Genomic DNA, 19125 nt, shown 5'->3' with positions numbered 1-19125 from the left:
AAGGCCCGCCGGATCGCTCCGGCGGGCCTTCTTTGCGTCAGTCTGCGTGATGTCAGCTGCGCACCAGCGCCCGCAGCATCCAGGCGGCCTGTTCGTGAAAGGCGCTGCGCTGGGTCGCCAGGTCGGCTGTCACCGGGTCCTTGCGGCCCTCCGACAGATCAACCATGGCGTGCAGGCGATGCGCCAGCCTTTCATGATCCTCGGCCAGCGCCGCGATCATCGCCTCGGCCGATTGCCCGCCCTCGGCGTCGTCGATCCGGGCACGCTTGACGATGTCATCCAGCCGCTGCGGGGCCAGGTGCCCCAGCGCGCGAATCCGCTCGGCCAGCGCGTCGGCGGCGGCGAACATGGCGCCGTATTGCTCTTCGGTCAGGACATGGGTGGCGTGGAACAGCGGGCCCTCGATGTTCCAGTGGCAGACCTGCGTCTTGAAGGTCAGCCGCAGGGTGTCCGCCAGGACATCGCCCAGCGCCTTGGCCAGGGTTTCGGTGTCGCGCACCCCGGTGGAAACGGGGGCATTGGACGGGATCACGTGCAGGGCTTCGGTCATGTGTTTCTCCATTTTCGTTCGTTCCCGGGACCAACACATCAGCCGCCGGATCGTTCCGGAAAACGGCCCGGAACGATCGGTGGCGCGGCGCGTTAACCTCATGAGACAAAAGGAGATATCATGTCCGCACCAAGCACCAACCTGACCACCCAGACCCGCCGCCACCGGCCCGCCCTGTTTGCCATCGCGGCGGTCAGCTTTGTTGCCGGGGCGCTGTTGACGGGGCTCGTCGGCCACGTCATGGACGAAGGCAGCGCGCCCGAGGGCGCCGAGGTCCAGATCGACGGCCGCACCGGCCTGCCCGCCTCCGGCGATTGACCGCGGTCCTGGCCGCGCCAAACAGGTCCTCACAGCAAAAAGCCCGCCAGTGTCACGCACTGGCGGGCTTTTCGTTTCGCGGCAGGTCGGCTCAGGCGTAGCCACTACGCGACCGCGGTCCGGCGATCAGCCAGACGATGAAACCGATGATCGGCAGGAACAGCACGAAGAGCGTCCAGAGCACCTTGGCCCCGGTGCTGGCTCCCGATCCGATGATGTTCACGATGGCCCAGATCGACAGGGCGAGGACGATCAGGCCGCCAAGGCCGGCAACTTCGATACCCATGGAGAATCTCCTTTTCCGTGTGCTGGTTCATGTGTCCAGTCAACGTGCGCCGCGCCATTCGGTTCCCTCCGTTCGGCGGACGGCGGCGGGTTTCTGCCATTTCGACGGAACTCCGGCGGTCGGGGCGACGTTTTCCACCCATGCAAATGCAAAACGACACGGGCCGCCGCGGCTTTCGCGCCTTGCCGGTTCCCCTCACCGCATCGGGCGCCCAGCGTCGCTGCGGGATCGAGATCGAATTCGCGGGCCTCGACGAGGCGGCCACCGCCGCCATCGTCACCGCCTGCGTGGGCGGCACCGCTTCACAGCAGTCCGAACATCTGTACGTGGTCGAAGGCACGGCGCTTGGCGCGGTCGGCGTCGAACTCGACACCCGCTTTGCCAAGCCGGGCAATGACCTCGTGCCCGAAGGCGTGCTGGACGCCGCGCGCCCCCTCGTCCCGGTCGAGATCGTGACCCCGCCGCTGACGCCGGCGCAGATGGACCGGGTGATCCCGCTGGTGCAGGCGCTGTCCAAGGCCGGGGCCAAGGGCACCTCGGACAGCCTGCTGGCGGGCTTCGGCATCCACTTCAACCCCGAGGTCGTGGATTTCGACCACCCGCACACCCTGCGCACCATCACCGCCTACGGCCTGCTCGAACCCTGGATCCGCGACACCCGGCCGATCGACCTGTCGCGCCGCCTGCTGCCCTTCGTCGATGCCTGGCCAGAGGCGTTCACCGATGCGCTGGTGCGCCAGCAGCCCGACAGCCTCGGGGCGGTGGCGCGCCTGGTCCAGGCTCACCTGAAGGGCCGCAATTACGGGCTGGACCTGCTGCCCCTGCTGCACGCCTTTGACCCCGACGGTTTTGACCGCGACTTTGGCAAGGACGCCAGCGGCGCGCGCCCGGCCTTCCACTTTCGTCTGCCGGACTGCCGCATCGACGAAGCGGACTGGTCCATCGCCGACGAATGGGACAGCTGGTGCCGGGTCGAGGAGCTCGCCGCCGACAGCGACCGCCTGGCGGCGCTCTGCGATGCCTGGTGCGCCGGGGCCGCACCCTGGCCCGAGGTGGTCGCCCGCCACCTCGGAGGATCGGGGCAGGAGGCGCGCACATGACCACCCCGCTGATCGGCGTCACCACCTCCACCCGCTCGGGCTGGCGGATCTTTCCGCTGGTGCGGTTCAACCTGTGGCTGGCGGGTGCGCGCGCGGTCCGCTGGACCAGCCGCTCGGACATCGACCTCGATGCCGTCGACGGCGTCATCATCGGCGGCGGCGACGACATCTCGCCCATGCTCTACGGCGGCACGCTGGAGACGACCGCGCGGCTGGACCCCGCCCGCGACCGGATGGAACACGATATCGCCCGCCGCGCCCTGGCCGAAGACATCCCCGTGCTGGGCATCTGCCGCGGCGCGCAGATGCTGAACGTCGCCGCCGGCGGCACCCTGCACCAGGACGCCTGGGCGCTCTATCCCGACGCGCAGCCGGTCAAGACCGTGCTGCCCCGGCGCGAGGTCTGCGTAGAGCCCGACTCGCGGCTGGCAGAGCGCGTCGGCGCCGCGCCGATGCAGGTCAACGCGCTGCACACCCAGGCGGTGGCCGAACTTGGGCGCGATTTCCGCGTCGCCGCGCGCGACACCCACGGCATGATCCAGGCGATCGAGCGCACGCGCGATCCCTTTGCCCTCGGCGTGCAGTGGCACCCCGAACACCTGTTCTACGCCCGCCGCCAGCGCGCGCTGTTCGCCTCGCTCGCCGAAGCGGCGGCAGCCTATGCCGAGGGCCGGCCGCAGGTGGCGGTCCTCGCTTGATCCCCACGAAAAAGGCCCGCCGTGCGGAACGGCGGGCCTTCATGTCGTGGGTCAGAGCGCTCAGATCTTGGCCAGGATGTTGTCCAGCATCTCGCGGGCTTCGTCCTTGGACTTGCCCAGCCGCTGTTGCAGCTTGCCTTCCAGCTGTTCGCGGTCGCCCTTGGCCTCTTCCAGCTCGTCGTCCGACAGCACGCCGTAGGCTTCGCGCAGGCGGCCCTTGACTTCGGTCCATTTGCCTTCGATCAGATCGCGGTCCATGGCACATCTCCTTTTGTTGGTCCGCCCTCGGGCGGCTTCTGACAGGTCAACGCGCCAGGGTGGGCGCGGGTTCCGCATGGCGCCGGGTCAGACGATATCCTCGGTCACGCCGGGCAGGGGCTGGGCCATCGCCGCCCCGGCCTCGGCGTCGTAGGGCACCAGCAGGCCGCGCCGGTTCTCGGGGCGGCGCAGGGCGTTGCGGGTGATCTCGGCCTGCCACCAGGGTTGCAGCGTCTCCGGCGCGGTCGCCTCGGCGGGCAGGGGGCCCTGCCACCAGTGGTCGATCAGCCGCGCGCGCAGCGCCGCCACCTGCTCCGCCCCCGACAGGTCCACCGCCAATTCCGTGTCCCAGCGCATCGACCGCCCGTTCAGGTTGGCCGAGCCGATCAGCGCGTAATCGTCGTCGCGCACCAGCACCTTGTTGTGCACGTAGATCAGCGGTGATCCGGCCAGCGTTTCCGGCGTGGTGCGCGCCGCCAGCACCGGGCGCACCGGCGACGCCAGCGTCAGCCGCGCGCCAAAGGCGTCGCGCAGCCGCGCCACCGCCTCGCGTTGCAGCGCCAGCCCATAGCGCACATCCAGGCTGTCGGAGGCGTCAAAGGCCAGCTCTTCGGGCAACCCCGGCAGGATCAGCACCGCGGTCAGCTCCGGGTTGCGCTTTGCCGCCCGCGCCAGCCCCCGCGCGATCCGGCCTGAACGCAGGTACTGCGTCTCGACGTAGATCAGGTGCCGCGCGGTGGCAAAGGCGTCCAGGTGCGCCGCCTCGATCTCGGACACCAGCGTGTGCGGCGACACGAACGGCAGCTGGAACCGCCGCGGCATCGACAGGGTGCGCTTCAGCCCCGGCGTGTCGGGCGGCGCGGTGCGGCCCGCCGTGACCTCCTCCAGCGTTTCCAGATGCATGCGCGCCGCGCGCGCCTCGGGGCCGCGCAGGATCAGCTGCACGTCCGACCAGGTGCGCGCCGCCGGGCGGTCATGCTCGGGCGAGTCGTAGCGCCGTTCGTTCAGGTCCAGCCCGCCGACATACAGCACCTCGTCGTCGATCGCCGCCACCTTCTGGTGGTGCGACACGGTGTGCAACCGGGGCAGCGCCGCGCGCCGCAGCCCCACCGCCTGGAACCGGCGCCGCGCCGCGCCGACCTCGTTCAGCGCCTGCCACTTGCGGCGCAGCACCGCCGGCAGAAAGGCCAGCCAGGGCAGCCCCCCGGCCTGCGCCGGGTGCATGTGGGCGCGGATGCACAGGCGCTCCGGCCCGGCGCCGGTGACCTCGGCCAGCGCCACGCCCTGCCGCACCGTGCGCCACGACAGCTCGTGCAGGCCGGTGGCCATCACCGGATCGAAATCGCTGACGGTCAGCGCCACCCGCACCCCGCGCCGCAGCGCATGGGCCAGCAGGTCGAACCAGTCCGTGCCGATGGCGCGCGCCTCGGGGCTGCGCAGCCGGGTCGACAGGTCAAAGATGCGGAACCCCATGGTGATGTGATCACGCGCCTCCAGCACGGCGCGTTCAAACGCCGGCCACGCCTCGGCGGCGGTGATCAGAACCTCGATGTCTCGCGGCATGGGCGCCTCATGCGGTCAGGCGCCATAGCTGGCGCGGGGAAAGGTCACGGTCAGGTGACAACGCCCCGCCAGCTGATCGGTTTCCATGGTGCCGTCGAGTTGCCGCAGGAAGGCGGCCAGCATCTTCTGCGCCACCCCGCCGCGCGGCCCGGCCCTGGCCCCCGACAGCCCGGCCGGCCCCTCGATGCTCAGCCGCACGTGATTGTCCCCCACGGCGCTCAGCCCGACGCGGATCGGCGCGCGGTCGTCGCCGGGATCGCACAGCGCGGTGTTCAGCGTCTCGGCCAGCAGCAGCGACAGCGGCACCGCCTGGTCGGGGTACAGGTCGACCGGCTCCAGCGTGGTGTCGATCTCCGGCAGGGGCAGGGTGCGGCTGTGGTCGCGCACGTCCGTCACTACCGCCTGCACCAGCGCCGCGGCATCCACCGTCGTGCTGGTGGGGGTGTTGTACAGCGCGCGGTGCAGCACCGCCATGCCGCGCACCCGGCGCTGCAACTCGGCCACCACGTGCCGCGCCTCGTCGGACTGCAGGTCGCGCGCCTGCAGGTTCATCATCGAGGCGATCAGTTGCAGGTTGTTCTTGACCCGGTGATGCACCTCGCGCAGCAGCACCTCCTTGTCCTTCAGGTCCTGCTCGCGCCGCGCCTCGCCTTCGGAGATCAGCAGCGCCATGCGGTTGAAGGCGCGCTGCGCCTCTTCCAGCTCTGCCGGCGCCTCGGCAAGGGCCAGCGCCGCCGCGTCCCGTTCGCCCAGCGCAAAGCGCCGCATCGCCGACCGCAGGTCCGCCACGTGGCGGATCACCAGCTGCTGCATGCCGTACAGCGCCACGCCGACCCCGGCGACCCACATCAGCACCGGCAGCGCGATGGCGAACACCGTCTGCCACGGCCCGTCCGAACGCGGCTCGGCGCTCAGCGGCCAGCTGCCCACCAGCAGCACGGTGTCCTCGATCATCGGCGTGACGGCAAAGACCCGCGTCTCGCCCGATCCGGCCGTCGCGCGAAAGGTCTGCTGCATCCGTTTCGGCAGGTCGGCCAGGCCGATCTCGGCGGGCAGGAAACCGGGCGCCTCGTCCAGCCCGTTGGTCGCGGCCAGCAGCTTGCCCTCGCTGTCGATCACCGCCAGCCGCAGGCCGTCCGCCGGCGCCGGGCCGTCCAGCTGGCCCACCACGATGGCATGCGGGATCGACAGCGCGATATAGCCCAGCATCACGCCGTCGCGGCTGACCGGCTGGGTCACCAGCACCACGTCGCGCCCGGTGACGGCGGCGGCGGGCAGCATCTGCACCGTGGCGCTGCCGCGCGTGATCGCGGTCCTGAAGGCGGGGCGGTCGGACAGGTCCATCACCTCGCCCCGGGAACTGCATGTCAGCATCCCCTCGCGGCTGACAAAGCCGGCCAGGATGTAGGTGTCATTGCCCTCGACAAAGCCGCGCAGGATGTCGTCGCAGGCCTCGTCGCCCATCCGGGCGACCAGCACCGACAGGCCGCGCGCGGCGGCCAGCGCGTTCTGGATCAGCTCTTCTTCCTTCGAGGCCTCGGCGCGGATCTGCGCCATCAGCGAGGTCCGGTTCAGCGCCCGCGCGTTGTCGATCACCGCCATGGTCTGGTAGACCGCGATCAGGCCCACCGGCAGCACCGCCAGCGTCATCAGCAGGACGATGCGCGCCGACAGGCTGCGCGACCAACGGGACAGGTTCTGCAGGCGCGTTCTCATCGGGTCCTTTGGTGTCCGCTTTGCATGACGGGGCGCGTGTCGCATGCGTCAATGGTACGTCACCCCGCCGTCGCCGGCAGGAACGCACCCCTGAGGCGCAATGCCCCGGCGCAGGAAAGGTTCCCCCCGGAGGGCATATTTTTTTCACGGGTTCTCGCGGTGTGCGGTCTCCGCGCGGCCGGGCGGCGTCACGGCCCCCCATGGCGCTGCCTCCCATGGCGCGGCATCCCGGCCTAGGCGCGCAGGCGTGACAGCGGGATCCGCAGGACGCGGGAAAAGCGTTTGTCGCTCGTCTCGGTCTCCATGCTGCCGGACAGCTGCCCCTCGACCGCGACCGACAACAGGCGCGAGCCAAAGCCGGGCGACGGCTCGACGCGGTCGCCCCGCGCCAGCCCGCTTTCCTCCCAGGTCAGCACCAGCGTGTCGTCGCCCGACACCTCCCAGCGCACCGCCAGCGCCCCGCCGTCCACCGACAACCCGCCGTACTTAGTGGCGTTGGTGGCCAGCTCGTGCAGCGCCAGCGTCAGGTAGACCGCCGCCTTGGCGCCGATCTCGACCGGCGGCCCGTCGATCGCCAGGCGCAGGCCGTCGACCGCGCCGTAAGGCGCCATCAGCTTGCGCGTCAGCGCGTCCAGCGTCGTCGTCGCCCCCCTGCTGTGGTGCGCGTTGACCAGCGGCACGATCATCTCGTGCGCGTCGCTCAGCGCCTTCAGCCGCGCGCCCAGGCTGCGCGCCAGGTCCGCGGCGCTGTCATGCGCCGACCGTTCCATCCGCAGGATGCTGTTGACGATGGTGAACAGGTTCTTCACCCGGTGGGTCATCTCCTGCAAGACGACGTCGCGCTCATCCAGCGCATCGCGCAGCCGCAGGTCGGATTCGATCATCTCGGCGATGTCGCGCAGGTGGTCCACGTCCTCGGGGGTCCAGTCGCGCGGCTGGGTGTCGATGGCGCAGAACGATCCCAGCACCAGCCCCTCGGGCGAATGGATCGGCACGCCCAGGTAGGCCACCACCGCCATGTCGCGCACCGCGCCGTTGTCGCGCAGCAGCGGGTCGCGGCGCGCGTCGGGCACCACCAGCGGCGCCCTCGACCGGACGACGTGCTGGCAGACCGAATGCGACAGCGGGGTGCCGCGCCCCTGGGCGATCTCGTCGGGCAGGCCGGTCTGCGCGGCAAAGAACTGGCTCTTGTCGTCGACAAAGGACACCAGGCTCACCGGCACGTTCAGAAGGCGCGATGCCAGCCGCACCGCGCGCTCCTGGGCATCCACGGGGACGCCGTCCATCAGGCCCATCCGGCTCAGGACCTTCAGTCGTTTGGGTTCATTCAGGCGATCGTCTTCGATCACGGTCGGGACCTCGGTCGCTGCCTCAGATGTGTCTTTCATGGAAGCATCCGATCCGCAAATCCAAAGTCTCAGATACATAGTTTAGTCCGATTTCCGCCAACTCAAGGGGAAATGCAACCTTTCCGGGCAATCGGCGGGAAAAGACGCGGGAAAAACCGGCAGGGCAACTATCCGGGAACCTTCTGTGCGCCGGGTCGTTGTCAAGGCACATCGCGCCCTGTGCGCCCCACCCTGTGAAAGGAGATTTCCCATGCTTGGCTGGTCCCTCACGTTCCTCGTCATCGCCCTGATCGCCGCCGTCCTCGGCTTTGGCGGCATCGCCGGCGTCTCGGCCGGGATCGCTCAGATCCTGTTCATCGTCTTCCTCGCGCTGTTCGTGCTGTCGCTGGTCTTCCGCGCATTGCGCAGTTGACCCTTCGGCACCGCGCCACTGGCGTCATTCCCCCGATTGCGCCAGTCGGTCGGCCAGCCGCCGCCGTTCCCCGGCGGTGGCGAGGCCGGCCTCTCCCTGTTGGGCAAGATCGTCCAGCAGCTCGCCGATGACCGCGCGCGCCTCGTCCGGCAGCACCCCGCGCAGCCGGCACAGCGCCGCGGCAACGGCGTCCAGCACATCACCCGAAGTTGCGCCGTCCCGCGCGATGCCGTCAAACGCCGCGCGCAGCAGCGCGCTGGGCGGCGTGTCGGCCAGCGCCACGCGGTCATGCACCGGATCGGGCGGCGCGTCGTCGTTGGCCGCCCAGTCCCACAACAGCCGTTCCAGCCGCGCCACCACGTCGATGGCGGTGCCGGGGTCGTTGATCCCCGGTGACAGCGCCTTTTGCGCCGACTCGCGCAGCGCCCGCAGTGCATAGGCCGGGTCCTGCTCGTAGGTGCGTTCGGTGCCGATGACAAAGGCCTCGGCAAACGGCGCCACCTTCTCCGTCCCCGCCACCTGGGCCAGCGCCTGCCCCTTCAGCACCAGCGCCCCCGGCAGCCGTTCCAGCCAGACCCGCGCCTGCGCCGTCTCGGCGCAGGCCTGAAGCGTGTCCATCTCCACCCGCCGCAGCACGCCCGACCGGGGCGCCGGGATCGGCACCGTCCCCTCCGGCAGGGTGCCAAGGCGACAGCCCCCCAGCCGGGGCAGGGTCTTCTGTTGCTTGAGGATTTCCGCCGCCGTCTGCTCGGCCCGCAGCAGCGCATATTCCAGGCTGCCGATCTGCGACAGCTGCCCGATCCAGCGCACCAGCGACACCACGATCGCCGCCACCACAAAGACCGTGATCGCGAACACGATGACCGAGGCGCTGTCGCTGTAATAGCCCGCGCGGTACAGGATGATCGACGACAGGGCAAAGACAAACGCGCCGATGAAGGTCGCCAGCATCGTCTGGGTCGAGGTGTCCTCCATCAGCAGCCGGTGAATGCGCGGCGTCGACTGTTCCGCCAGCGTGCGGTGGGTCGACACCATGACGCCCAGCGAAAAGGTCGCCACCGCCAGCATCCCGTTGGCCAGGATGGTCAGGATCGGCAGCGTCGCCTCCGCGCCGAACCTGTTGCGCAGGTCCTCGGGGATCAGCGGCCCCAGCGGCGTCGCCGACAGCGCCGCCAGCACCGACAGCGCCGAAATCAGCGCCACCCGGACCCAGAGGATGCGGCTGATCCGGCGCAGCGTCAGCACCGCCTGCGCAAAGGTTCCCGTCACCGCCGTCTCCCTGCCTGTCCGCCGCTCCCGCAGAGCAGAGGCCAAAGCCGCCAGCCCGTCAACCCTTGCCCCCGCGCAACGCCGCGCGGGAACCTTTTGCGCCTGGGGCTGTTGACTGGATGAAGCCGGCGGCCGGAGGCCAGCGGCGGGACATCCCGCCCATCCAGGGCCCTCCGCCGGGGCGTCCCACACGGGACGCCATGTCACGCGCAACGGAGGACTGCCCGATGCCCAGACAGACCCACGGACAGAACCAGGTCGCCGCCCAGACCCGCGGCTGACCGCCTTCCCATCCCCTCCCGTTCCGCCTGACCCGTGGCCGCCGCTTGCGGCCGCGCCCTCCCATCCTGTCCCGGAGAGCTGCCATGTTCCGCCATCTTGCCCTTTGTCTCGCGCTTGCCCTGCTGCCCGCCGCCGCGACGGCCGATGCCGCGCGCCCGCTCGACACCGCCCTGCGCGCCTATGTCGACGCCTTCGACCTGGGCGCCGTGCCGGACACCGCCCGCGCCCGCCTGCGCGCCATCGTGGCGCATGACAGCGCCTCGCACGTGGCCAAGGTGCTGGCGATCCACGACATCCTGCAAACCCACGGCGCGCTGCGCCACGTCGACATGCACGGCGACAGCCCTCTGCAACTCAGCGACCTGCGCTGATGCCCCCTTCGGCCGGATAAGACGTTGCCCAAGACCCGCCGCGCGGCTACTCAATGAGGACCGGCGCAAGACCGGGCAAAGCGACACAGGGGAGGATAGGGGAATGAGCCATATTCTGGCCATCGACCAGGGAACCACGTCCAGCCGGGCCATCCTGTTCGACGCGGATCTGAAGATCGCCGCCACAGCACAGGAGGAATTCACCCAGCATTACCCGGCTTCGGGCTGGGTCGAACACGCGCCCTCCGACCTCTGGGCCAGCACCGCCGCCACCTGCCGCGCGGCGCTGGAAAAGGCCAACGTGCGCCCCGCCGACATCGCCGGCATCGGCATCACCAACCAGCGCGAAACCACGCTGGTCTGGGACCGCGCCACCGGGCAGCCGATCCACAACGCCATCGTCTGGCAGGACCGCCGCACCTCGGCCATGTGCCAGCGGCTCAAGGCCGACGGTTTTGAGCGGCAGGTCACAGAGACCACCGGCCTGCTGCTCGACCCCTATTTCTCGGGCACGAAACTCGCCTGGCTCCTGGACAACGTCGACGGCGCGCGGGCGCGGGCCGAGGCGGGCGAACTGCTGTTCGGCACCGTCGACAGCTGGCTGATCTGGAACCTGACCGGCGGCGCGCGCCACGTCACCGACGCCACCAACGCCGCGCGCACCATGCTGTATGACATCCGTCGCGGCGCCTGGTCCGACGACATGTGCCGCATGCTGAACGTGCCCATGGCGATGCTGCCGCAGGTGCTGGACTGCGCCGCCGACTTCGGCACCACGCGCGCCGATCTCTTTGGCCGCGAAATCCCCATCCTGGGCGTCGCCGGCGACCAGCAGGCCGCCACGCTGGGCCAGGCCTGCTTTGAACCGGGCATGATGAAATCCACCTACGGCACCGGCTGTTTTGCCCTGCTCAACACCGGCGCCACCCCCGTCAGCAGCGAAAACCGCCTGCTCACCACCATCGCCTACCAGCTGGACGGCAAGCCGACCTTCGCGCTCGAAGGGTCGATCTTCATCGCCGGCGCGGTCGTGCAATGGCTGCGCGACGGGCTGAAGATCATCCGCGAGGCGAAAGAGACCCAGCCGCTGGCCGAATCCGCCGACCCCGGCCAGGATGTCGTCATGGTGCCCGCCTTCACCGGCCTGGGCGCGCCCTACTGGAACGCCGAATGCCGCGGCGCGATATTCGGTCTGCGGCGCAACAGCGGCCCGGCCGAACTGGCCCGCGCCGCGCTGGAATCGGTCGGCTACCAGACCCGCGACCTCTTGGAGGCGATGCACGCCGACTGGAGCGCCACCGGCGCCACCGGCGGCGCGGCCACCCTGCGCGTCGATGGCGGGATGAGCGCATCCGACTACGCGATGCAGTTCCTGTCGGACATCCTGGGCGCGCAGGTCGACCGGCCGCAGGTGCTGGAAACCACCGCCATGGGGGCCGCCTGGCTGGCCGGGCAGCGCGCCGGTATCTACCCCGGCCAGCAGGGCTTTGCCGACACCTGGGCGCTGCAACGCCGGTTTGAACCCGGCATGGACGCCGCCACGCGCGATGCGAAATACGCCGCATGGAAGCGTGCCGTCGCCGCCGCGCAGGTCTTCTGATGATGATCGGTGAACAGACCCGCGCGCTGGCCGACCGCGTCGCCCGGCTGAAACCCAAGGGCCGCCGCCTGATGATCGCCATCGCCGGGCCGCCCGGCTCGGGCAAATCCACCCTGGCCGAGGCGCTGGTCGACCGGCTGGGCCCCACGGCCACGCTGATGCCGATGGACGGCTTTCACCTCGACAACCGCCTCTTGGAGCCGCGCGGCCTGCTGCCGCGCAAGGGCGCGCCGGAAACCTTCGACTTCGGCGGGCTGGCGGCCACCCTGCGCCGCGCCGCGTCCGAGGATTCGGTCATCCTGCCGGTGTTCGACAGGTCGCGCGAAATCGCCATCGCCGGGGCGCAGGAAATCACCCCCGACACCCGCATCGTCGTGGCCGAGGGCAATTACCTCTGTTTCGCTGATCCCCCCTGGGACCGGCTTCAGCCGCTCTGGGACTTCACCGTCTTCCTTGAAGTGCCCGAGGCCGAACTGGAACGCCGCCTGCTCGACCGCTGGCGTGGCTTCGGCTACCCGGAGGACGAGGCGCACCGCAAGGCCTATGCCAACGACATCCCCAACGCCCGCCGCGTCCAGGCGGAACGCGGCCCCGCCGACGTGGTGCTGCGCTGGACCGGGGACGCCTGACCGCCGGACCGGCGCGCACGACAGGCCGCCCGGTGCGGGCGGCGCTGCCGTCAGGTCACGCCGTTCAGCACGGACCGACACCGCCCGCGCAACCGGCCAGCAGGCTGACCTCCTGCTGCGCGACCGGCCCGCTGACCCAGATGTCGCGCGCCACGCGCCACACGCCGTCGTCCTCCAGCCGGTAGATGTTGACGCCGTGGCCGGTCGAGGTCAGCGTTTCGCCGCTCTCCCGCATGGTGTCGGTGGCGACATAGGCATAGCGCTCGAACGCCCAGCCACCGGACACGACGAACTCCTCGGACCGCTTGTCCCAATGCGTCTCGACCGCCGCGAAATAGCCGGCAACCCAGGGGCCGACCTCACCCTTGCCCGACATCACCGGGCTGTCCGGCGCGATGAACACGATGTCGTCGGTCACCGTCTCCAGGAACTGCGTCAGGTCGTTGCTGTTGATCGCCGCGAGGTAGGCGGCATGCGCGCCTTTCGCGGAGTTGCTGGCAGGATCGGCCAGGGCAAGGCTTGCGGTGGCCAGCGAAAGGGCGGCGGCAAAGGCGCCGGTCAGGCTGTGCATCTCGGTCTCCATGGGGTCTGGGGGCGCTTGGCCCGGTCGGATCGTCGCCGGTCCGGATAGCTGGGGAACTGGAACCGTTCCGGCCCCGGAGTGCGACGACACCCCAATTATAACTTGAAACGACCCGCCTACCCGAGTCAGGGATAATTCGGAACCCTATAGTCTGGCTATCCAATGACCGAAGTCGACTGGCACCGCCTGCCGCCGCTCACCACCCTGCGCGCCTTCGAGGCGACGGCGCGGCTGGGCGGCTATTCCGCCGCCGCGCGGTCGCTCAACGTGACCACCGCCGCCATCGCCCAGCAGGTGCGCAAGCTCGAGGCCGAGCTGGGCCTGGCCCTGGTCCGGCGTGAGGGGCGCGGCCTGGCCATGACCCGCGCCGGGCAGGGCCTGGGCGCAGCGCTCGGCACCGCCTTTGCGCAGATCGTCAAGGGCATCGACGACGTCACCGCGCAAGAGGCCGCGCGCGGCGTGCGCGTCTCCACCACCGTGCGGTTCGTCGATGCGGTGATCATGCCCGATCTGGGCGATTTCTGGGCCCGTCATCCCGGCGTGCAGGTGTCGTTTTCGCCGGATGGCAACGATGCGGCGATCGACCTTGACGCCTATGACATCGTCGTGCGCGGCGGCGCGCCGGGCCAGCGCTGGGAGGGGGCCGAGGCGACGCCGCTGCTGCGCACGCCCTTCATCCTCTGCGCCGCGCCGGGCCTGCTGGGCGACGGCCCGCCGGACCTGTCGGACCTGCCCTGGATCCGCGATGTCAGCATCGGCGGCGGCGTGTGGGAGGCCGTGGTGCGCAGGGCCGGCTGCGATCCCGCCCGCCTGCGCGTGGTCGACCCCGGCGGCGCCAAGTTCGAACTGGAGGCCGCGCTCTTGGGCTACGGCCTGCACCTCAGCCCCGAGATCACCGTGCGCCGGCCGTTGCAGGACGGCCGGCTGGTCCGGGTTGACCTGCCGTTCGACTGGCTGGCGGTCTACTACGCGCTATCCCGCAAGGGGCCGCTGTCCGACCCGGTGCGCCTGTTCCGCGACTGGCTGGTGACGCTCTGCGCGCCGCTGTCCAGCGGGCCGCCCGACGCGATCTGACCCCTGTCAGGGCTTCTTGCGCGGCGGCTTGCCGGCAAAGCCGCCGGGTTTCTTGGCATCGGCGCGCGCCTTGTTCTTCTTGCTCGACGGCTTGCCGGGCGGCGGCGGCGGCCCCTTGGGCCGGTCGGCCGACTTGAAGGGCCGATCCTTGGGCCGGTCCTCGCGCGGACGGCGCGGCGGCTCGGTCCCGGCCTCGCCGTCCGGCGCGCGCCGCTTTTTCGGCGGGACAAACCGGGCCGAGGTGTCGGCGGCGTTGGCATAGTCCTTGGCCGGGCGCGGGCGCTTGGCCCCGGCGGCGGGCCGGTCCTCGGCGCCACGGCGCGCGGGCTTGGAGCCGGACCAGGCCTCGCCATCCGCGCGCGGGCGCTTGGACGCGGGCCGCGCGGGCTTTTCGCCGTCCTTGGCATAGGGCTTTGCGCCGGTCGCACGCGGCTTGGCCGGGCGCTCCTTCGGCTGCTCCGCAGGCCGCTCCTCGGGCGCGCGCGGGGCGGCGGCGGGGGCCTCGGACACGGACGGCGCCGGGTGGCTCTCGGCTACAGGTGCAGCGGCAGGCGCGGCAGGTGCCGCATCCCCCGGCGCATCCTCCTGCACCGGGCGCGCGCGCTTGGCGGCGGGCCGCTCGGGGCGGTCGCCCTTGGGCGGGCGCGGCGGCTTGACATCGGCGGGACGCGCGGCGCGCGGCCCTTTGCCCGGCGGCTTGCTGCCCACCGGCCTGTCGTTGCGGGTAAAGGCGGGGGCCTCGGCCAGCTGCGTCACCTTCTGCCCCTCGGGCAGCACCATCTCCGCGCCCAGCCCGGCCAGGAAGACCGGCACGCTGCTTTCGCGGATCTGCACCAGGCTCTTGTCCTCGCGGATGCGGATCGCGCCGATGTCGTCCTTGGTCAGGTTCCCGGCGTTGCAGATCATCGGCAGGATGCGGCGCGGCTCGGCCCCGGCCACGCGCCCGCCCTCGATCGAGAACCACACGCTTGCGCCGAACTCCTGGCGCGGCGTCGGCGCCGAACTGTCGAGATCCGACAGTTCCTCGGGCGCAGAGCGCACCGACTGGTACATCCGCAAAAACGCCGCCGCCAGCTGCTCGGGCGTGAAGGCCGCGACCAGCTTTCCGGCCAGTTCCTCGTCGCTTTCCGGCACCGGCTCCTGCCACTCGGGCGCGGCGAACAGGCGGTCCTCGTCGCGCGCGCGCACCTCGTCGGCCGACGGCGCATCGCCCCAGTCGGCCTGGACCTTGGCCCAGTTGAGGATGCGCTCGGCCTTCTTGCGCGACTTGCGCGTGACGATCAGCGCGCTGACCCCCTTGCGCCCGGCGCGCCCCGTGCGGCCAGAGCGGTGCAGCAGCGTCTCGTGGTTCGACGGCAGTTCGGCATGGACCACCAGTTCGAGGTTCGGCAGGTCGATGCCGCGCGCCGCCACGTCTGTCGCCACGCAGACCCGCGCGCGCCCGTCACGCATCGCCTGCAACGCGTGTGACCGTTCCGCCTGCGACAGCTCGCCCGACAGCGCCACGACGTGAAAGCCGCGGTTCGACAGCCGCGTGGTCAGCCGGTTCACCATGGCGCGGGTGTTGCCGAACACCAGCGCGTTGGGCGCCTCGTAATACCGCAGCGTGTTGATGACGGCGTTTTCGGCGTCGCTGTCGGCGACCATCATCGCGCGGTAGGCGATGTCGGCGTGTTGGACCGAATCGCTCTTGGCGACCACGCGCTCGGCGTTGCGCTGGTAGCTCTTGGCCAGCTTGGCGATGGCGTCCGGCACGGTGGCCGAGAACAGCAGCGTCTGCCGCTCGGTCGGCGACTCGCCCAGGATGAATTCCAGGTCCTCGCGAAAGCCGAGGTCCAGCATCTCGTCCGCCTCGTCCAGCACCACGGCGCGCAGCTGCGACAGGTCGATGCTCTGGCGCATGATGTGGTCGCGCAGGCGGCCCGGCGTGGCGACGACGACATGCGCGCCCCGGCCCAGCGCGCGGCGTTCGTCGCGCATGTCCATGCCGCCGACGCAGGAGGCCAGCACCGCCCCCGCGCGGGCATAAAGCCAGCTCAGTTCCCGCTTGACCTGCAAGGCCAGTTCGCGCGTCGGCGCGATCACCAGCGCCAGCGGCGCGCCGGCGGTCTCAAAGCTTTCGCCCTCGCCCAGCAGCACCGGCGCGATGGCCAGGCCAAAGCCCAGCGTCTTGCCCGATCCGGTCTGCGCCGACACCAGCATGTCGCGCCCCTCCAGCTCGGGGGCCAGGACCGCCTCCTGCACTGGTGTCAGGGTGGTGTACCCACGGTCGTCGAGGGCATCGCGGAGAGCTTGTTTCACGTCGGCTTCTTTTCTTCGGTCAAGGTCGGGGTCCGGCAGCGCGGCCCGGGGGCGGCGCTTTGGCAGGGCAAACCGCGCGCATAGTCCCATTGCCGGCGAAAGTACAGGCCCATTCGGCGGCGCGCCGATCAGGATCGCGGGTGGTGGTGAATAATTTCTTACCGCGTTGTACGTTTTGACCTGAAACAGCGTACAGGACGTACAAAACGTACAAACCTCAGCCGCGGTTGGTGATCCAGCGGCACTGGTAGGGCGCCAGCGTCACGCCGTCCTGTTCGGGGTGCAGCCGTTCGCCGGACAGCAGGTCAAACCAGTCCTCGTCAGCGATCAGGTTCAGCGCCCTTGGCGACAGAACGACCGTCTCGTCGCTGACATTGTGCAGCGCGAAAACGGACTGGCTGCGGTCCAGCGCCTGCCACCAGTTCGACAGCGACCGCGCGTCGACCGACAGCATGGCGCGCAGGATCCGCGGCGGCAGGGGAAAGCTGTAGAACCAATACGACTCGTTTAACTTATTGAAATAGAATAGGTTTTACACCTTGGGCGCGTTCGGATCGGTCAGCCGGATGATGCGGATGATCTCCAACAGCACCTCGGGGTTGCGAAAGTCGAGGTCGACCTGATCGTGGCTGAAGGTGCAGCAGACATGGCGCGTGCCCATCGCGGTTGCGACCTCCTGCAACCGCGGCGTGGCGCGCCGCCGGACCACCATCGGCAGATCGTCCTCGGGCGAGGCCTCGGAATGGAACCTGTCGCAGGGCTCCTGCCCCGGGCGGGAGGCGGTGAACCAGGTGCCCCGGCTCGACACGTGGCTCAGCACGAGGTCCGACATCAGGTGCCAGTCGCCGCCAATGCGCCGGATGTCCGGCCAGTCACCGAAGGAGGGGGTCACCTTGCGGTAGCCGGTCACCGACAGAAGGCTGTGATGACCTTGGCGGTCAGCGCCTCGTTGTCGCGGTCCGGGTCGAGGCGCATCAGCGACCTGCGCAGGCGGTTGGTCAACGGCCCGGGGGGCTCATGGGGCTGCTTGGGCCATTGTTGCGCTCTCCATCATTGGCGGTCCGGCCGCGCGCCGGAACGGAAACCCGCCCGTCTTGCGCGCAGGTCTTCGGCCTGTGCCCGTTTCCCGGGCGGGTCGGGACGCTGTATCCACGGATGACGTGTGACGGGGCGCCCCGTCCAAGGCGGCGGCTTCTGCGTCGCCTGTGCGATTGACGTTTCAGGCTGGTTGGCGGCCCCGGCGATTTCGCCTATCAACGGGGCTGGATCGACGCGCCGGGGCCCTGAACGCGCCTGGCGGATCGGAAATACGGCTAACGGCGCCGGCCCGGCGCAAACGGTGGACCCATGAGCGATGTGACAACCCGGCGGCACGGCCGCGTGCTGCTGATCACCCTGGACCGGCCCAAGGCCAACGCCATCGCCGCCGCCACCAGCATCGTGCTGGGCGAGGCGTTTCAGGCGCTGCAAGAGGATGACGGCCTGTCGGTCGGCATCATCACCGGCGGCGGCACGCGCTTCTTTTCCGCCGGCTGGGACCTCAAGGCCGCGTCCGAGGGCGAGGCGGCGGATGCCTTCCAGGGGGTCGGCGGCTTTGCCGGGCTGACCGAATACTGGGGCCTGACCAAGCCGGTGATCGCCGCCGTGAACGGCATGGCGCTGGGCGGCGGTTTTGAGCTGGCGCTGGCGGCGGACATGATCGTGGCCGCCGACCACGCCGAGTTTGGCCTGCCCGAGGCGACCATCGGCGTGGTGCCCGACAGTGGCGGCATCATCCGCCTGCCACGCCTCCTGCCGCGCGCCGTGGCGATGGAGATGCTGATGACCGGCCGCCGTGCGTCCGCCGCCGAGCTTGCCCGCTGGGGCCTCGTCAACGCCGTCGTGCCGGGTGACACGCTGCTGGCCACCGCGCTGGAGCTTGCCGACCGTGTCGCCGCCTCGGCCCCGCTCTCGCTCCAGGCGATCAAGGAGATCGACCGCGCCACGCAGGGCCTGGGCGACCAGGCCGCCTTTGCCCGGATGCGGGCGGGCGACCTGCCCACCTACGCCCGCGTCTATTCCAGCGAGGATGCCGCCGAAGGCATCGCCGCTGTCACCGAAAAACGCACACCCGTCTGGAAAGGCCGCTGATGCTGGAGACCGAAACCTTTCTGCACGACTGGACCGGCCAGATCGCCGCGCCGCTGGTCCTGGTCCGCAACAGCGTGAAACCGGAGTGGGTGGACGAATACCATCACTTGAACATGGCGCATTACCTGACGATCTGCGACCAGGCCAACTGGGCCTTCTGGAACTGGATCAACGCGCCGCTCCAGACCATCGCGGCGCGACAGGGCCACGAATACGCCATCGTCGAAAACCACGTCACCTATACCGGCGAACTGGCCGAGGGCGCGGGGTTCAGCATCGAGACGCAGCTTCTGGATGTCGATGCCAAGCGGTTCGTCCTGTTCCACCGGGTGCTGGACGCCCAGGGAAATCTCAGCGCCACCAACGAGGCCAAGATGCTGGGCTTCAACCTCGACAGCCGCCGCGCCGAAGCCTGGCAGCCACAGGTGGCGGAGCGGCTGGCGCAGGTGCTGGCGGCACACGCGCCACTGGGACGGCCGGAACAGGCGGGGCAGGGGATCGCGCTCAGCCGCCGCTAGAGCGTTTCGCGATCAATCGGCCTCATATCCGGCTGCCTTGAAGTCGTTGTAGCACTCCTCGTCGGAGAAGAGGCCGCAGACGTGTCCGACAGCCGCCCATAGTTGATCGTAGGTTCGT

Annotated in this window: 21 protein-coding genes; 10 read left to right on the top strand and 11 right to left on the bottom strand. The window is 70.1% G+C overall.

The features are described from left to right. Nucleotides 1-52: 52 nt before the first annotated feature. Entirely contained in the window at nucleotides 53-550 is a 498-nt protein-coding gene (locus MAA8898_RS20040) for a Dps family protein (RefSeq protein WP_094022815.1), read from the bottom strand. 120 nt (nucleotides 551-670) lie between these two features. Between MAA8898_RS20040 and MAA8898_RS20035 the strand changes: the two genes are divergently transcribed. Further along, the gene (locus tag MAA8898_RS20035; protein ID WP_094022814.1) at nucleotides 671-868 is read left to right on the top strand and encodes a hypothetical protein; all 198 of its coding nucleotides are present in this window, start codon (nucleotides 671-673) and stop codon (nucleotides 866-868) included. Nucleotides 869-959: 91 nt separating this feature from the next. Here the strand turns inward: MAA8898_RS20035 and MAA8898_RS20030 are convergent, their stop codons facing one another. Further along, nucleotides 960-1148 carry a PLD nuclease N-terminal domain-containing protein gene (locus tag MAA8898_RS20030; protein WP_094022915.1) on the bottom strand — a complete coding sequence of 63 codons (189 nt, stop codon included), beginning with the start codon at nucleotides 1146-1148 and terminating at the stop codon, nucleotides 960-962. 152 nt (nucleotides 1149-1300) lie between these two features. Between MAA8898_RS20030 and MAA8898_RS20025 the strand changes: the two genes are divergently transcribed. Both MAA8898_RS20025 and MAA8898_RS20020 read left to right on the top strand, forming a co-directional pair. Next, nucleotides 1301-2254 carry an amidoligase family protein gene (locus tag MAA8898_RS20025; protein WP_176445247.1) on the top strand — a complete coding sequence of 318 codons (954 nt, stop codon included), beginning with the start codon at nucleotides 1301-1303 and terminating at the stop codon, nucleotides 2252-2254. After that, the gene (locus tag MAA8898_RS20020; RefSeq protein ID WP_094022812.1) at nucleotides 2251-2952 is read left to right on the top strand and encodes a gamma-glutamyl-gamma-aminobutyrate hydrolase family protein; all 702 of its coding nucleotides are present in this window, start codon (nucleotides 2251-2253) and stop codon (nucleotides 2950-2952) included. The genes MAA8898_RS20025 and MAA8898_RS20020 overlap by 4 nt, the downstream gene beginning before the upstream one ends. Nucleotides 2953-3012: 60 nt before the next feature. Here the strand turns inward: MAA8898_RS20020 and MAA8898_RS20015 are convergent, their stop codons facing one another. The 4 genes from MAA8898_RS20015 to MAA8898_RS20000 all read right to left on the bottom strand — a co-directional run bounded on the left by MAA8898_RS20015 (nucleotide 3013) and on the right by MAA8898_RS20000 (nucleotide 7877). Further along, the gene (locus MAA8898_RS20015; protein WP_094022811.1) at nucleotides 3013-3210 is read right to left on the bottom strand and encodes a CsbD family protein; all 198 of its coding nucleotides are present in this window, start codon (nucleotides 3208-3210) and stop codon (nucleotides 3013-3015) included. 87 nt (nucleotides 3211-3297) lie between these two features. Continuing rightward, nucleotides 3298-4773, bottom strand: coding sequence for a phospholipase D family protein (locus MAA8898_RS20010; RefSeq protein ID WP_094022810.1), 1476 nt, complete (start codon nucleotides 4771-4773; stop codon nucleotides 3298-3300). A 15-nt stretch (nucleotides 4774-4788) separates the two neighbouring features. Continuing rightward, the gene (locus MAA8898_RS20005) at nucleotides 4789-6489 is read right to left on the bottom strand and encodes a sensor histidine kinase (protein ID WP_141194898.1); all 1701 of its coding nucleotides are present in this window, start codon (nucleotides 6487-6489) and stop codon (nucleotides 4789-4791) included. Nucleotides 6490-6722: 233 nt separating this feature from the next. After that, the gene (locus MAA8898_RS20000) at nucleotides 6723-7877 is read right to left on the bottom strand and encodes a sensor histidine kinase (RefSeq protein WP_176445246.1); all 1155 of its coding nucleotides are present in this window, start codon (nucleotides 7875-7877) and stop codon (nucleotides 6723-6725) included. Between the two features lie 211 nt (nucleotides 7878-8088). Between MAA8898_RS20000 and MAA8898_RS19995 the strand changes: the two genes are divergently transcribed. Further along, nucleotides 8089-8250, top strand: coding sequence for a DUF1328 domain-containing protein (locus MAA8898_RS19995; protein WP_094022807.1), 162 nt, complete (start codon nucleotides 8089-8091; stop codon nucleotides 8248-8250). Nucleotides 8251-8274: 24 nt separating this feature from the next. Here MAA8898_RS19995 and MAA8898_RS19990 read toward each other — a convergent pair whose 3' ends face one another. After that, nucleotides 8275-9519: a DUF2254 domain-containing protein gene (locus MAA8898_RS19990; protein WP_176445245.1), complete on the bottom strand. Its 1245-nt coding sequence runs from the start codon at nucleotides 9517-9519 to the stop codon at nucleotides 8275-8277. A 365-nt stretch (nucleotides 9520-9884) separates the two neighbouring features. Between MAA8898_RS19990 and MAA8898_RS19985 the strand changes: the two genes are divergently transcribed. The 3 genes from MAA8898_RS19985 to MAA8898_RS19975 all read left to right on the top strand — a co-directional run bounded on the left by MAA8898_RS19985 (nucleotide 9885) and on the right by MAA8898_RS19975 (nucleotide 12401). After that, on the top strand, nucleotides 9885-10172 hold the full coding sequence (locus MAA8898_RS19985) for a hypothetical protein (protein ID WP_094022805.1): 288 nt from the start codon (nucleotides 9885-9887) through the stop codon (nucleotides 10170-10172). A 103-nt stretch (nucleotides 10173-10275) separates the two neighbouring features. Further along, the gene (glpK, locus tag MAA8898_RS19980; RefSeq protein ID WP_094022804.1) at nucleotides 10276-11772 is read left to right on the top strand and encodes a glycerol kinase GlpK; all 1497 of its coding nucleotides are present in this window, start codon (nucleotides 10276-10278) and stop codon (nucleotides 11770-11772) included. After that, nucleotides 11772-12401, top strand: a complete 630-nt coding sequence (locus MAA8898_RS19975; RefSeq protein ID WP_094022803.1) for a nucleoside triphosphate hydrolase — start codon at nucleotides 11772-11774, stop codon at nucleotides 12399-12401. The genes glpK and MAA8898_RS19975 overlap by 1 nt, the downstream gene beginning before the upstream one ends. A gap of 64 nt (nucleotides 12402-12465) precedes the next feature. On the opposite strand, the gene MAA8898_RS19970 is transcribed toward MAA8898_RS19975, so the two are convergent. After that, nucleotides 12466-12972 carry a YybH family protein gene (locus tag MAA8898_RS19970; protein WP_176445244.1) on the bottom strand — a complete coding sequence of 169 codons (507 nt, stop codon included), beginning with the start codon at nucleotides 12970-12972 and terminating at the stop codon, nucleotides 12466-12468. Between the two features lie 174 nt (nucleotides 12973-13146). Between MAA8898_RS19970 and MAA8898_RS19965 the strand changes: the two genes are divergently transcribed. Beyond that, nucleotides 13147-14058, top strand: coding sequence for a LysR substrate-binding domain-containing protein (locus MAA8898_RS19965; protein ID WP_094022801.1), 912 nt, complete (start codon nucleotides 13147-13149; stop codon nucleotides 14056-14058). A gap of 6 nt (nucleotides 14059-14064) precedes the next feature. Here MAA8898_RS19965 and MAA8898_RS19960 read toward each other — a convergent pair whose 3' ends face one another. The 3 genes from MAA8898_RS19960 to MAA8898_RS27420 all read right to left on the bottom strand — a co-directional run bounded on the left by MAA8898_RS19960 (nucleotide 14065) and on the right by MAA8898_RS27420 (nucleotide 17269). Beyond that, complete coding sequence (locus tag MAA8898_RS19960; protein ID WP_094022800.1) at nucleotides 14065-16359, bottom strand: DEAD/DEAH box helicase; 2295 nt, start codon at nucleotides 16357-16359, stop codon at nucleotides 14065-14067. A gap of 217 nt (nucleotides 16360-16576) precedes the next feature. Next, complete coding sequence (locus MAA8898_RS27425; protein WP_094022799.1) at nucleotides 16577-16813, bottom strand: hypothetical protein; 237 nt, start codon at nucleotides 16811-16813, stop codon at nucleotides 16577-16579. A gap of 78 nt (nucleotides 16814-16891) precedes the next feature. After that, a complete protein-coding gene (locus MAA8898_RS27420; RefSeq protein ID WP_094022798.1) occupies nucleotides 16892-17269 on the bottom strand; it encodes an alpha-amylase family protein in 378 nt (125 codons plus the stop codon). Nucleotides 17270-17706: 437 nt separating this feature from the next. On the opposite strand from MAA8898_RS27420, the gene MAA8898_RS19945 reads away from it, so the two are divergent. Together MAA8898_RS19945 and MAA8898_RS19940 are read left to right on the top strand one after the other, a co-directional pair. Beyond that, the gene (locus MAA8898_RS19945; RefSeq protein WP_094022797.1) at nucleotides 17707-18489 is read left to right on the top strand and encodes an enoyl-CoA hydratase-related protein; all 783 of its coding nucleotides are present in this window, start codon (nucleotides 17707-17709) and stop codon (nucleotides 18487-18489) included. Continuing rightward, nucleotides 18489-19007 (top strand): thioesterase family protein, encoded by a 519-nt coding sequence (locus MAA8898_RS19940; protein ID WP_094022796.1) that lies wholly within the window; start codon nucleotides 18489-18491, stop codon nucleotides 19005-19007. The genes MAA8898_RS19945 and MAA8898_RS19940 overlap by 1 nt, the downstream gene beginning before the upstream one ends. Nucleotides 19008-19125: the final 118 nt, after the last annotated feature.

Source organism: Antarctobacter aquimaris (assembly GCF_900184945.1).
GTDB classification, from domain to species: domain Bacteria; phylum Pseudomonadota; class Alphaproteobacteria; order Rhodobacterales; family Rhodobacteraceae; genus Maliponia; species Maliponia aquimaris.
This window is presented reverse-complemented; position numbering and strand designations above follow the sequence as displayed.

Coding starts and splice junctions, on each gene's coding strand:
- MAA8898_RS20040 (WP_094022815.1), bottom strand. CDS start 550: ATGACCGAAGCCCTGCACGTGATCCCGTCCAATGCCCCCGTTTCCACC.
- MAA8898_RS20035 (WP_094022814.1), top strand. CDS start 671: ATGTCCGCACCAAGCACCAACCTGACCACCCAGACCCGCCGCCACCGG.
- MAA8898_RS20025 (WP_176445247.1), top strand. CDS start 1,301: ATGCAAAACGACACGGGCCGCCGCGGCTTTCGCGCCTTGCCGGTTCCC.
- MAA8898_RS20020 (WP_094022812.1), top strand. CDS start 2,251: ATGACCACCCCGCTGATCGGCGTCACCACCTCCACCCGCTCGGGCTGG.
- MAA8898_RS20015 (WP_094022811.1), bottom strand. CDS start 3,210: ATGGACCGCGATCTGATCGAAGGCAAATGGACCGAAGTCAAGGGCCGC.
- MAA8898_RS20010 (WP_094022810.1), bottom strand. CDS start 4,773: ATGCCGCGAGACATCGAGGTTCTGATCACCGCCGCCGAGGCGTGGCCG.
- MAA8898_RS20005 (WP_141194898.1), bottom strand. CDS start 6,489: ATGAGAACGCGCCTGCAGAACCTGTCCCGTTGGTCGCGCAGCCTGTCG.
- MAA8898_RS20000 (WP_176445246.1), bottom strand. CDS start 7,877: ATGAAAGACACATCTGAGGCAGCGACCGAGGTCCCGACCGTGATCGAA.
- MAA8898_RS19995 (WP_094022807.1), top strand. CDS start 8,089: ATGCTTGGCTGGTCCCTCACGTTCCTCGTCATCGCCCTGATCGCCGCC.
- MAA8898_RS19985 (WP_094022805.1), top strand. CDS start 9,885: ATGTTCCGCCATCTTGCCCTTTGTCTCGCGCTTGCCCTGCTGCCCGCC.
- glpK (WP_094022804.1), top strand. CDS start 10,276: ATGAGCCATATTCTGGCCATCGACCAGGGAACCACGTCCAGCCGGGCC.
- MAA8898_RS19975 (WP_094022803.1), top strand. CDS start 11,772: ATGATGATCGGTGAACAGACCCGCGCGCTGGCCGACCGCGTCGCCCGG.
- MAA8898_RS19970 (WP_176445244.1), bottom strand. CDS start 12,972: ATGCACAGCCTGACCGGCGCCTTTGCCGCCGCCCTTTCGCTGGCCACC.
- MAA8898_RS19965 (WP_094022801.1), top strand. CDS start 13,147: ATGACCGAAGTCGACTGGCACCGCCTGCCGCCGCTCACCACCCTGCGC.
- MAA8898_RS27425 (WP_094022799.1), bottom strand. CDS start 16,813: ATGCTGTCGGTCGACGCGCGGTCGCTGTCGAACTGGTGGCAGGCGCTG.
- MAA8898_RS19945 (WP_094022797.1), top strand. CDS start 17,707: ATGAGCGATGTGACAACCCGGCGGCACGGCCGCGTGCTGCTGATCACC.
- MAA8898_RS19940 (WP_094022796.1), top strand. CDS start 18,489: ATGCTGGAGACCGAAACCTTTCTGCACGACTGGACCGGCCAGATCGCC.